This is a genomic window from Streptomyces sp. CS113 (assembly GCF_002188365.1).
GTDB lineage: Bacteria > Actinomycetota > Actinomycetes > Streptomycetales > Streptomycetaceae > Streptomyces > Streptomyces tendae.
In genome coordinates, this window is record NZ_KZ195574.1 from 4,624,980 (window position 1) to 4,637,161 (window position 12,182).

Annotated in this window: 11 protein-coding genes; 3 read left to right on the forward strand and 8 right to left on the reverse strand. The window is 70.3% G+C overall.

Features of this window, described 5'->3' with window-relative positions:
* Positions 1-33: 33 nt before the first annotated feature.
* Both B9W62_RS20530 and B9W62_RS20535 read right to left on the reverse strand, forming a co-directional pair.
* Positions 34-699 carry a response regulator gene (locus B9W62_RS20530; protein ID WP_087808547.1) on the reverse strand — a complete coding sequence of 222 codons (666 nt, stop codon included), beginning with the start codon at positions 697-699 and terminating at the stop codon, positions 34-36.
* Positions 696-1,985: a sensor histidine kinase gene (locus B9W62_RS20535; RefSeq protein ID WP_179235573.1), complete on the reverse strand. Its 1,290-nt coding sequence runs from the start codon at positions 1,983-1,985 to the stop codon at positions 696-698. The genes B9W62_RS20530 and B9W62_RS20535 overlap by 4 nt, the downstream gene beginning before the upstream one ends.
* A gap of 94 nt (positions 1,986-2,079) precedes the next feature.
* Between B9W62_RS20535 and B9W62_RS20540 the strand changes: the two genes are divergently transcribed.
* Positions 2,080-2,640 (forward strand): GNAT family N-acetyltransferase, encoded by a 561-nt coding sequence (locus B9W62_RS20540; RefSeq protein ID WP_179235574.1) that lies wholly within the window; start codon positions 2,080-2,082, stop codon positions 2,638-2,640.
* Between the two features lie 18 nt (positions 2,641-2,658).
* Here the strand turns inward: B9W62_RS20540 and B9W62_RS20545 are convergent, their stop codons facing one another.
* From B9W62_RS20545 to B9W62_RS20570, 6 genes are all read right to left on the reverse strand, one after another.
* Positions 2,659-4,194, reverse strand: a complete 1,536-nt coding sequence (locus tag B9W62_RS20545) for a type IV secretory system conjugative DNA transfer family protein (RefSeq protein ID WP_087808549.1) — start codon at positions 4,192-4,194, stop codon at positions 2,659-2,661.
* Between the two features lie 87 nt (positions 4,195-4,281).
* The gene (locus B9W62_RS20550) at positions 4,282-5,697 is read right to left on the reverse strand and encodes an ATP-binding protein (protein ID WP_003974843.1); all 1,416 of its coding nucleotides are present in this window, start codon (positions 5,695-5,697) and stop codon (positions 4,282-4,284) included.
* 12 nt (positions 5,698-5,709) lie between these two features.
* The gene (locus B9W62_RS20555; RefSeq protein ID WP_087811998.1) at positions 5,710-7,251 is read right to left on the reverse strand and encodes an SCO6880 family protein; all 1,542 of its coding nucleotides are present in this window, start codon (positions 7,249-7,251) and stop codon (positions 5,710-5,712) included.
* Positions 7,252-7,265: 14 nt separating this feature from the next.
* Positions 7,266-8,600: an energy-coupling factor transporter transmembrane component T family protein gene (locus B9W62_RS20560; protein ID WP_179235576.1), complete on the reverse strand. Its 1,335-nt coding sequence runs from the start codon at positions 8,598-8,600 to the stop codon at positions 7,266-7,268.
* Complete coding sequence (locus B9W62_RS20565) at positions 8,590-9,390, reverse strand: DUF8175 domain-containg protein (protein ID WP_087808550.1); 801 nt, start codon at positions 9,388-9,390, stop codon at positions 8,590-8,592. The genes B9W62_RS20560 and B9W62_RS20565 overlap by 11 nt, the downstream gene beginning before the upstream one ends.
* 166 nt (positions 9,391-9,556) lie before the next feature.
* On the reverse strand, positions 9,557-9,865 hold the full coding sequence (locus B9W62_RS20570; protein WP_003974839.1) for a membrane protein: 309 nt from the start codon (positions 9,863-9,865) through the stop codon (positions 9,557-9,559).
* Positions 9,866-10,233: 368 nt separating this feature from the next.
* On the opposite strand from B9W62_RS20570, the gene tgdA reads away from it, so the two are divergent.
* Positions 10,234-11,253 carry a transglycosylase TgdA gene (tgdA, locus tag B9W62_RS20575; RefSeq protein WP_087808551.1) on the forward strand — a complete coding sequence of 340 codons (1,020 nt, stop codon included), beginning with the start codon at positions 10,234-10,236 and terminating at the stop codon, positions 11,251-11,253.
* A 206-nt stretch (positions 11,254-11,459) separates the two neighbouring features.
* Positions 11,460-12,176, forward strand: a complete 717-nt coding sequence (locus tag B9W62_RS20580) for a phosphatase PAP2 family protein (RefSeq protein ID WP_087808552.1) — start codon at positions 11,460-11,462, stop codon at positions 12,174-12,176.
* Positions 12,177-12,182 lie beyond the last annotated feature (6 nt).

Sequence of the window (12,182 nt, forward strand, 5' to 3'; positions counted from 1 at the left end):
TGTTCTACCCCCGGTTGTTCTGCCCGCGGTTCCTTAACCCACCAGCTTTGTCTCGTAGGCCAGGATGACGGCCTGGACACGGTCCCTCGAACCCGTCTTGGCCAGGATGCGGCCCACGTGGGTCTTCACCGTCGACTCTGCGAGGTGGAGGCGCTCGGCTATCTCGGTGTTGGTCCAGCCCTGGCCCATGACCCGCAGGATCTCGGTCTCCCGGTCGGTGAGTGGGGTCAAGCGTGCGTCGGGCGAACCGCTCGGCTGGGGCTGTGTGGCGGCCGGGAGGTGGTGGACGTATGCGTCGAGGAGCCGGCGGGTCAGGCTCGGGGCGACCACGGCGTCGCCCGTGGCCACCGCGCGGATGCCGGACAGGAGCTCCTCGGGCTGGGCGTCCTTGACGAGGAAGCCGGAGGCGCCGGCGCGCAGGCCGGAGTAGGCGTACTCGTCCAGGTCGAACGTGGTGAGGATGAGGACGCGGGTGCGGCCGCCGGCCTCGACGATGCGACGGGTCGCCTCGATGCCGTCCAGGCCGGGCATGCGGACGTCCATGAGGACGACGTCGGGGTGGAGGTCGGCCGTCATCCGGGTCGCTTCGGCGCCGTTGGCCGCCTCGCCCACGACCGTCATGTCGTCCTGGCTCTCCAGGAGCATGCGGAAGCCGAACCGCTGGAGGGGCTGGTCGTCGGCGATGAGGACGGTGGTCACTGCGGGGATTCCTCCGGTAGGTGCAGATGGACGCGCCAGCCCCGTTCGGGGGAGGGGCGTGGGCCGGCCTCAAGTGTGCCCCCGTACAGGGAGGTTCGTTCGCGCATCCCGGGCAGTCCGCGGCCGCCGGAGAGGGCGGGGGACGGGAGCGGACTCGCTCGGCCCGTGTCGGTGACGGTGAGGCTGACGGCGCCGCCCGCCTCGTAGGCGAGGTCGATGTGGGCGCTGGCGTCGGGGCCGGCGTGTTTGAGGGTGTTGGTGAGGGCTTCCTGGATGACGCGGTAGAGCGTGAGCTGGCGGCCCTCGGCGAGTACGGGCTCCCCCTTGATGCTGGTGCGGACGGGGAGGCCGGCCCGGCGGACGCCGTCGAGGAGGCGGTCGAGGTCGGTGAGGGCGGGCTGCGGAGCCAGTTCGGGTGTCGCGTCGGCGCCGTCCTGGTCGTCGTCGCGCAGGACGTCCAGGAGGCGGCGGAGTTCGCCGAGGGCCTGGCGGCTGGTCGTGCCGATGGCGTCGAGGGCCTGGGCGGCCCGGTCGGGGGACTTGGCGGCGGCGTACCGGCCACCGTCGGCGAGGCCGGTGATGACGGAGAGGTTGTGGCCGATGATGTCGTGCATCTCCCGGGCGATGCGGGCGCGTTCGGCCGCTGCGGCGAGCCGGACCTGCTGGTGGCGTTCCGTCTCCAGGCGGTGGGCGCGGTCCTCGAGGGCCTCGGTGTAGTTGCGGCGGGTGCGGACCGTGATGCCGATGAGCGCCGCCACCGCGACGGACATCAGCTGGGCGCCGATCTGCTGTTCCCAGGTGGGCTGGTCGCCGTAGCGGATGGCCGAGACGGCAACCGGGGTGAGCACGAGAAGGGCGGCCCAGGAGAGGGTGCGCAGGGACAGCCGCAGGGCGATGTGAAAGACGACGAGCAGTTGGAGCAGGGCGGCCTGGAGGATGGCGCCGGTCCAGGCGTTGAGGAGGGCGACCGGGGCCATGGTGAGCAGCACCGCCGCAGGGTGCGAGCGGCGCCACAGGAGCGGCACCGTGAAGCCCAGGCTCAGGGCGAGCAGCAGTCCGGTGGGGACGTCCAGGTCGTGCGCGACGTAGCGCCGGCCGCCGTTGAGGTAGGCGCTGAGGTCGATGAGGGCGGCGACCAGCCAGAAGCCGGTCAGGTGCAGGTCCCACACGAGTGGACGGCGGCGGTCGAAGCGACGCACGCGCTGGGTGAACCGCTGGATGTACTCGGTGAGGGGTTCGGCGACTCGGTCCTCCGGTGCGGGCCGGGCGGCGTCCACGTGGTCCATCCGACCATCGTCGGGGGTGCGGCGGCGGGAGGCGTCGTTCCGGAGGCCGTATATGAGGTGAGGAGCGTAGTACCCGGGTATTACGGTGGCCCGCATGAGTGCCTCGGTCCCCGGTGACTACGTGATCCGCTCGATACGCGCCGACGAGTGGCCGGCGGTGAAGGAGCTGCGGCTGCGGGCGCTGCGGGATCCGCTCGCGGACCTCGCCTACTTGGACACGTACGACGCCGCGGCCGCGCGGCCGGACTCCTTCTGGAAGGAGCGGGCGGCCATGGGAGGCGAGGGGGCTTTTGGTGCGCAGCAGCTCGTTGCCGTGGGTCCCGGCGGGCTGTGGCTCGGCACGCTGACCGTGATCGTGGAGGAGGCCGGGACGACGGACTGGGCCGGGTTCCCGGTGGAGCGGCGGCAGGGGCACGTCGTCGGGGTGTTCGTACGGCCCGAGTGGCGGGGGAGCGGGCTGACGAAGGCGCTGTTCGACGCCGGTCTCGAGTGGGCCTGGGCGAGCGGTCTGGAGCGGGTGCGGCTCATCGTGCATCCGGACAACGGGCGGGCGCGGGGCGCCTACGGCAAGGCCGGGTTCGTGCCGAGCGGGCGGACGGTGCCGCTGGCGGGCGGGCCGGGCGACCACGAGTTGGAGTACGTGATCGAGCGCTGACGCCGACGCCTGCCGGCGCTAGACCGGCAGTTCGTCGTGGGGCCAGCGGGCGCGGCCCTGTTCGCGGGAGCGGAGCAGGGCCAGGGTCGGCATGCCGATGTCCGTGCCGGTGGCCAGCAGCTCCGGGAGCTGGGGAAGCGGGGCCACGGCCGCGACGTCGTCCAGGACGAGCGTCATTGGTGGGTCGAGGCGACCGGAGGATGACCGTTCGGCCATGCGCCGGCCGCGCTCGACCACGCTGGAGACGAGCGCCGTCAGCAGCGGCATCGCGCCCGGGCTCGTGCGGGGGTCCTCAATGGATTCACCCACCACGTAAAGGGTGCCCTGTTCGTGGACGAAGGAATCCAAGGCGAGGGCATCATTTCGGTTGGGAGTGCAGGCCTCGCGGATATTGACCGTGGAGAGCGCGGCCAGGGCCCGGGCGGTGAGCTGCTGGGCCATGTCCCGGCGCTCGGGGTGGGCGGTGAGGGACCCTTCGAGTTCGCCCGCGGAACCGGGGGCGGCCTTGGGGTGGGTGCGCAGGATGCGGACGGCGTCCTGGACCTGGAGACCCTGGGCCCAGCGGTGGACGTGCCGGACGGTGCGGCCGTCGATGGCGGCGGCGTGGAGGTAGCTGCGCAGCAGCAGTTCGGCCGTGTCGCCGACCGCCTGGTCGAGGCGGGCGGTGGGGCGGACCGGTGCGAGCAGGGCGGCGGCCCTGGCGGTGGCCGTCGGTCGGTCCTCGCAGCCCGCGGTGGGGGACCAGTGGAAGCGGGCGGGGGTGTCGCAGAGGTGGTTCGGGTCGTAGAGGTGGGTGGGGCCGAGTTTGGCGCGGGCGTCCTTGGTCTCCGCCCAGAGGGCGGGGTTGGAGGTGATGACGAGGGCGGCGCCTTCCGCGTCCCGCAGGGCGCCGGTTGCGGTCTCGTGGTGGCTGGCCCTGGGGCCGTAGTGCACCGCGCCTTCGGCACGGTTGGCCTCCCACCCGCCCATCCGTTTCCCGGTGAGCGGAGAAGCCGAGGGGCGGTCGGTCTCCTGGGCCGGAGTGTGCGGAGTCACGGGGGCCGGCTGCGGCCCCCTCGGGGTGGGTACCTCGTGCACCGGCATCTCCTGGACCGGCATCTCCTGGACCGGGGCCTCCTGCGTCTCCTGCGTCTCCTGTGCCACCGGGGTCCGCGCCGGTGCGGGCGCCGGTGTCTGCACCCCGCGCCGTCGCTGCCGTACCGCTCGCCACCGTGCCAGCGTGCCCATCACGAACACCGTCAGCACCACCAGCACCATCAGCTGGCCGATGAACAGGCCCCAGAACAGCCCGTACCCGGAGAGTGCCGTGCGCGGGGCGTCCGGCCAGGCGCCGGGGATGTCGTGGGGCTCCGCGATCAGCTGACGCATGGCCTGCGGGGTGCCGGTGAAGCTGATGCCGTCGGGCCAGGCGCCGTGGGCGAACAGGGCGGACAGGCCGGTCGCCGTCCAGACCAGCAGGGTCATGCCGAGCAGGAAGGCCAGTATGCCGATCAGCAGGCCGTCGGGGATGCCGCCCTGGGCCGGCCGCTGGTCGCGGCGGTCGTCCGGTCTCATGCGTCCGGTGCCTCTCCTCGTCCCGCTGTCCTGCTGTGTCCTGCTCTGTCGTGCGCTGCCGTGCTCTGTCCTGCTGTTCTACTGCTTCTACGCCACCGTCGATTCCGACGAGTCGCCGATGTGCTGCTCCATGAAAGCCGCCGCCCGTTCCTCCGCCTCCAGCTCCGCGGCGCGCAGGGCGTCGTCGGTCAGGTGGTCGGCGGAGGACTCGGTCATCGCGCGGTCGGTGAAGACCAGGGGGCGTTCGGTCTCGGTGATCAGGTGTTTGACCACTTGGACGTTGCCGTTGACGTCCCACACCGCGATGCCGGGGGTCAGGGACGGGATGATCTCCACCGCCCAGCGGGGCAGGCCGAGGACGCGCCCGGTGGCCCGTGCCTCGTCGGCCTTCTGGGCGTAGATGGTGCGGGTGGAGGCCATTTTGAGGATGGCGGCGGCTTCTCTGGCCGCCGCCCCGTCGACGACGTCGGACAGGTGGTGCACCACCGCCACGAAGGACAGGCCGAGCCGGCGCCCGAACTTCAGCAGCCGCTGGAACAGCTGCGCCACGAACGGGCTGTTGATGATGTGCCAGGCCTCCTCGACCAGGAAGATGCGCTTCTTCCGGTCGGGGCGGATCCAGGTGTGCTCCAGCCAGACGCCCACGATGGCCATGAGGATGGGCATGGCGATGGAGTTGCGGTCGATGTGGGAGAGGTCGAAGACGATCAGCGGGGCGTCGAGGTCGATGCCGACCGTCGTCGGGCCGTCGAACATGCCGCGCAGGTCGCCGTCGACGAGCCGGTCGAGGACCAGTGCGACGTCCAGGCCCCAGGCCCGTACGTCGTCTATGGCGACGTTCATCGCCTCGGCGGACTCCGGCTCGGGGTGGCGGAGCCGCTCGACGATGTCGGTGAGGACCGGCTGGCGTTCGACGATGGTCTCGTTGACGTAGGCGTGCGCGACCTTGAGTGCGAAGCCGGAGCGCTCGTCCAGGCCGTGGCCCATGGCGACCTCGATGATCGTCCGGAGCAGCGCCAGCTGTCCCGTCGTGGTGATCGCCGGGTCGAGGGGGTTGAGGCGGATGCCGTGGTCCAGGGCGGCCATCGGGTCGAGGCGGATGGGAGTTATGCCCAGCTCCTCGGCGATGAGGTTCCACTCGCCGACACCGTCCTCGCCCTGGGCGTCCAGGACGACGACCTGGCGGTCGCGGAAGCGTAGCTGGCGCAGGACGTACGTCTTCTCGAGGGCCGACTTGCCGTTACCGGACTCCCCGAGCACCAGCCAGTGCGGGGCGGGGAGCTGCTGGCCGTAGAGCTGGAAGGGGTCGTAGATGTAGCCCTTGCCGGAGTAGACCTCGCGGCCGATGATCACGCCGGAGTCGCCGAGGCCGGGGGCGGCCGTGGGCAGGTAGACCGCCTGGGCCTGGCCGGTGGACGTGCGGACGGGGAGGCGGGTCGTCTCCACCTTCCCGAAGAGGAAGGACGTGAAGGCGTCGGTGAGGACGGTCAGCGGGTCCCGCATCAGGCTCAGCCCCTACCTTCGGATGCCGGTGGCGAACGGAAGAGTGTTCACGAAGGCGCGATGGTGCTCACGGTCGCACCACTCCAGTTTCAGGTACGACTTTCCGGCCGACGCCCTTATCGTCCGCTTGTCGCGGGCCAGGGCCTCGGGGGTGCGGGAGGAGACGGTGATGTAGCCGACCAGGTTGACGCCCGCCGCGCCGCTGGCCAGGTCCTCGCCGCGCTGGTCGAGACGGCCGTGGGCGGCGATGTCGCGGGGGTCCACGGTCCGGTTCATCTTGGCGGCGCGGGACGCCTCGGCGTCGTCGTTCGTCTTCTCGGTCAGCATGCGCTCGATGGCGACCTCGGTGGGTTCGAGGTCCATCGTGACGGCGACGGTGCGGATCACGTCCGGGGTGTGGACGAGGAGGGGCGCCAGGAAGTTGACGCCCACCGGCGTCATCGGCCACTCCTTGACCCAGGCGGTGGCGTGGCACCAGGGGGCGCGGGTGGCGGACTCGCGGGTCTTGGCCTGGAGGTAGGTGGGCTCCATGGCGTCCAGCTCGGCCGGCCAGGCGTTGCGCTTGGTCATCGCCTGGATGTGGTCGATGGGGTGGTCCGGGTCGTACATGGCGTGGATCAGGGAGGCGAGCCGGCCCTGGCCCAGCGGCTGGCGCACGCGGATGTCGGCTTCCTGGAGGCGGGAGCAGATGTCGGTCAGCTCGCGCGCCATCACGACCGCGAGACCGGCGTCCCGATCCAGCTTGCGGCCCGTGTGCGGGCGGGCGGCGCGGGCCATGGTGTGTGCCTCGGCGGCCAGCTCGCGGTTGTAGTGCATGCAGGCGATCAGGTACGCGCGGTGTTGCTCGCTGCTGGTGGACACCATCGACTGGAGCTGGTCGTACGACTGCTGGAGCCACGGCGGCGCCTTGTCGTCACCGCGCTGGGTGACGTCCTTGGCGTGCGCGTCGGGGTCGGCCGGGAGGGTGCGGGCGAGCATCTGGATGCGGGTGACGAAGCCGTCGCCGTTGGCCACGTGCTTGAGCAGGGTGCCGAAGCGGTCGACGAGGGCTTCCTGGTCCTCGGAGTCGCGCAGGCCGACGCCGGGTCCCTCGATCTCGATGGCGGCCGTCACTGTCTTGCGGTCGGCGTGCAGCAGTACGGCGATCTCGTCCGGCCCGAAGGGCGCCGCCAGCCAGGAGATGCGGCCGATGCCGGGCGGCGGACCGACCTCGATCTCGCGGCCGTCGATCCTGGTACCGGCCTCGATGGCACCGGAGCGGTAGGTGGTGCCCCTGCGGAGCGTGCGCTTGTAGCTGCGGTTGATCTCGAACCACCGGTAGAAGGTCCGGTGGTTGTACGGCACGTAGACCGCCGCGAGCGCGAGCATCGGGAAGCCGACGAGCAGCACGATGCGCAGGGACAGGACGGGGACGAGCAGCCCGCACATCATGCCGAGGAACGCGCCCGCGACGATCAGCGCGATCTCTCCGGTCTCGCGGTTGCGGCCGACGATCGCGTTCGGCCGGGCGCGGCCGATCAGATACGTACGGCGGGGCGTGACCGCATGGGACATGTGGGACTCGGTCGTCAACGCCCGTCACCTCCTGTGCTCTTGCTGTTGCGGGTGTTGCTTGCGTGCGGTGTGTTCACCGGGCTGCCGGAGCGCGGTGCGGGTGCGGCGGAGGGGACATTTCCGCCGCCGCCGTTCGAGGGGCGCGAGCTGTGCGCGGCGACTCCGCCGGAGGCGGGGTTCGAGGGGCGGGCGGCCGCGGAGGACGCGGACTGTCCGCCTCCGCCGTCGCCGTTGTTGCGGCTGCTGTGGGTTCTGATGCCCTGGGCGACGAGGTTGGCCGGGGAGCTGATCACGGCCGCGGCCTTGCCCTCGGCGCCCTGCATGATGCGGTTGTTGCGGCCGTTGGCGATCTCGTCGCCGAAGCCGGGGACGAAGCGGTAGATCATCGCCGAGGCGAAGATCGCGAGCAGGATGATGGCGAGGCCGGACACGATGGCGGCCACGGAGTCGGGACCGTCCTCCGTGGTCAGCGCGCCGGCCAGGCCCAGCACGATCACGATCACGGGCTTCACCATGATCACGGCGATCATGATGCCGGCCCAGCGGCGGACGTGGCCCCACAGGTTCTTGTCGACCAGGCCGGCGTAGACGACGACGCCGAGCAGGGCGCCGACGTAGAGCAGGACGGCCCGCAGGTACAGCTCCAGGTAGAGGACGCCGGCGGCGATGATCGACACGAACGACACCAGGATCAGCATGATCGGGCCGCCGCCGATGTCGTTGCCCTGCTTCAGTGCCTGGGAGAACGTGCCGAAGAACGTGTCCGTCTGGTCGCCGGTGCCCTTGGCCAGGACGTCGGTCACGGCGTCGGTGGCCGACACGACCGTGTACAGGATCAACGGCGTGAAGGCCGACGCCAGGACGGTGAGCCACAGGAACCCGACGGCCTCGGAGAGCGCGGTGGTGAGCGGGACGCCGCGCACGGCACGCTTGGCGACCGCCAGCAGCCAGAGGACCAGCGTGAGGATCGTCGACGCGGCGAAGACGATGCCGTACTGCTTGAGGAACGTGTCGTTCGTGAAGTCGACGTCGGCGGTGTTCTTCACGGCGTCGCTGAGCGTGTCGACGGTCCAGGCGGCGGCGTCGGCGCAGCCCTTGGCCAGGGAGGAGAGGGGGTCGAGGGTGTTGGGCAGCGTGTCGGGGGTGCCGCCACCACCACCGGATCCGCCGCCTTCGCCTCGTTCGCAGTAGTCCTTGGCGGGGCCCACGATGAGGTCGCAGTTGTCGTCCGACGGGGTCGGCGACGGCGTGGGTGCGGCGGCGGCCCGCGTGGCGAGCAACACGAGCATGGCCGGTACGGCGGTCAAGGCAGCGGCGGCCTTGAGTACGCGACGCTGGTCAGCGGGCATACGTGAACCCTCCGTACTCCTGGACGGCCTTGGACATCTCGTCGGCGCTGGAAGCCTTGTTGTCACCCGGCACCGGCGCCGGGCCGTCCTTCTGGGAGAAGGACTCGACCTTCCAGTCGTTGTCCACCCAGCGCAGTTGCAGGTTCATGGTGAACCAGTCGCTGCTGACGGGGGTGGTGGTCTTCTCACCCGCTGTGCCGAACACTCCCGTGCACCAGACGTCCACGGTCGCGCTCGTGTCGGAGTACTGCGTGGTCTTCGTTCCGATCGGCATCGTGCGCGAGACGTAGGTGTTGCCACCCGTGGCGTTGCCGTTCTTGTCCAGGCCGATGGTGCCGAGGAACTCCTGGCTGTAGACCTTGTCGAACTTGGCGGCGAGAGCGGCCTGCTTGTCGGCCACGAAGACCTGCCGCACGATCTCGTCCCGTCTGGCCGGTTTGAGAATGTCGGCCGATACGAGAGTGACCGCGTAGTTCGCCGCCGCGCTCTGTGCCCCTTGTTCGTCGTGGGCGAAGCCCGACTGGACGGGGCGCGTTCCCGAGGGGGCCGTCGCCGATGTCTTCGGCTTGTCCCCGTCGCCGCCCTCCGAGGATGCGGAATCGTCTCCTCCACGGTTCGCGAAGGCGATCGCGGCGATGAGCAGCACGACGACGCCGACCACGGTGACCAGGCTCCGCGAGGAGGAGCGGCCGCCGCGCCGGGGGCCGCCGTCCTCCTCCGGCAGCCGGAGCCGGGTCTGACCGGCGCCGCCGTAATCGCCGGACGAGTGGTGATCGTCTCCGAGACTCATGCCGCGTACGCCCCCTCGACGTCGGGTCGGCCGTGTACGTACGACGGTAGCCGTGCTGGTTCCCGCTCGGGCGCGGTGTTATGACTCGACATCAGGGAAACGCAACCTCAGCCGGTTGGCACGACGGGCGGGTGGGGTGAAGGGGGAGGAATCGGTGTGCGCCGGGCTACACGGCCATCCCGTACACGATGGTGAAGAGGGTGCCGAGCGAGCCGATGATGAACACGCCCGTCAGTCCGGCGATGATGAGGCCCTTGCCCTGCTCGGCGCTGAAGGTGTCCCTCAGGGCCGTGGCGCCGATGCGCTGCTTGGCGGCACCCCAGATGGCGATGCCGAGGCAGAGCAGAATGGCGACGGCCATGACGACCTGGACCATCGTCTTCGCCTCGGTCCCCAGCGCACCGAAGGGGCCCCAGTCCGGAGCGATCCCCCCGATGATGGTGTTGATGTCTCCCTCGTCGGCCGCAAAGAGCATGTAAGTCACCGCCCCTGTTGGGTAGTTCCGCGCCCTCTGCGGACATGCAGAGGTCAAGCCTCATTGTCGCCGACAATGGCACCGTCGCATGTCGACTTGGCGTCATTGATTGGCGGGTTTCGTACGAATAGCTTGCCACCGGTCCGCGCCGGGCCCTGCCGGGTGGTGCGGACCGGTGTGCAAAGAGTCGTATGGTCACTCTGTGTATCACGTGAGGTTACACCGGGCAATGATGCGGGGCGCAACCTGTTACGTGGTTGCGTCGTTGGACCCTTCTGTGTCGTGATCGGATCGGCCCGGCGTCACGGTGTGTGACCGACTGTCAGATGGTCCGACATGGCCGGGAAACGTCACTGAACCGCCCGCCCATGGGGGATGGTTGGACCATGCGCAAGATGTGGGTCGGTGCGGGTGTCGCGGTCGCCTCGGGGATGGGCTTCGTGATGCTGCTCGTCGTCGGTGTCTACCTCGTCGCCGGGAACCTGGCCGGCGGCGCGGGCGGCGGGGCCAAAAAGCTCGCCAAGGGGAGCGTGCCCGCGGCGTACCAGCCCATCGTGCAGAAGTGGGGCAACCTCTGCCCCGCCATCAACCCCGCGCTGCTCGCCGCCCAGTTGTACCAGGAGAGCGGGTTCAACCCGCAGGCACGGAGCGCGGCGGCGGCGCAGGGGATAGCGCAGTTCATCCCCGGGACGTGGGCCACCCACGGCATCGACGGGGACGGCGACGGGGACCGGGACGTGTGGGACCCGGCGGACGCGATTCCGTCGGCGGCGTCGTACGACTGCTCCCTCGCCTCGTACGTGAAGGACGTGCCCGGCGATCCGACCGAGAACATGCTGGCCTCCTACAATGCGGGGGCCTACGCGGTGATCAAGTATCAGGGTGTGCCGCCGTACAAGGAGACGCAGAACTACGTCAAGGTGATCACGACCCTGGAGAAGAGCTTCGCCGCGCCCACCAGCCGTGTCGATCCGTCCGAGCAGGCCGCCGGAGCCATCGCCTACGCGCAGAAGAAGCTCGGGACGCTGTATCTGTGGGGCGGGAACGGGACACCCGAGCAGGGCGGGCGGTTCGACTGCTCGGGGCTGACCAAGGCGGCGTACGAGAGCGTGGGGATCAAGCTGCCGCGCGTCGCCAACGACCAGTACAACGCGGGGCCGCACCCCGGGCGGGACGAGCTGCTCCCCGGGGACCTGGTGTTCTTCTCGGACGACCTCACCAACTCCCGGGCCATCCGGCACGTGGGCATCTACGTGGGCGGCGGGTACATGATCGACGCGCCGCGGACGGGCGCCGTGATCCGGTTCGACCCGATCGACACCCCCGACTACTTCGGGGCCACCCGGGTGACCGAGGATGGCGCGAAAGCGCTGCCCACCACGGTGTGAATGGAAAGGTGTGGACCCAGCGTGAAACCCTGCCCTGAGCTGCAGTGACGTGTCTCTCTTCGATAACGTCTGCGTGATCATTCAGTGGAGTGTGGAACGTATCAACGGGGACCGTGCGTTCCTGTTGACGTACAGCTGACCACGGGGGTGGCAGAAGAGGCGCGCGTTCGGTGCGCCGGAGGACATGACGAAGGGGCCGCAGCACCATGGCTGGACTCGCCGAATCCGGGTCGAACCCCGACGTCGAGCTGCTCTACGACATCAACGGCCTGGCCAAGGACGCGCCGCACTGGTTCGACCGGGTCATGGAGTTCGTCGGTGAGTACGGACTGCTGTTCGCGATCGTGCTGCTGGTGCTGTGGTGCTGGTGGGGTGTGCGCCGGCGGGGCGGCGAGGACGCCGCCTCGAGCGTCGCGGCCCTCGTGTGGGCGCCGCTCGCGGCCGGGGTCGCGGTACTCGTCAACGTGCCGATACGGGGGTTCGTCGAACGGCCGCGGCCCTTCAAGTCGCATGACGGGCTCGAAGTGCTCGTGGAGGGGAAGAACGACTTCTCCTTCGTGAGCGACCACGCCACGCTCTGCATGGCCCTGGCGGTCGGACTGTTCGTCGCCAACCGGAAGTTCGGGATCGTCGCGATCGTGCTGGCCCTGTTCGGCGGCTTCGCCCGGGTCTACATGGGCGTGCACTACCCGACCGACGTCGTGGGCGGGTTCGCGCTCGGTACGGCCGTCGCGCTGCTGCTGTCGCCGGTCGCCATGGCCCTGCTGACGCCGCTGACCCGGGCCGTCGAGCGTTCGCCCCGGGTGGGGTGGCTGGTCAGCGCGCGAGGGCGGGCGGGTGCCGCCGGGCGCGGTGCGGTGATCCCCGGGGCGCGCAAGGAGAGTGCCTCCGAGGCGTCGGGCGAGCGGGATCTCGCCGCCTGACGCTCA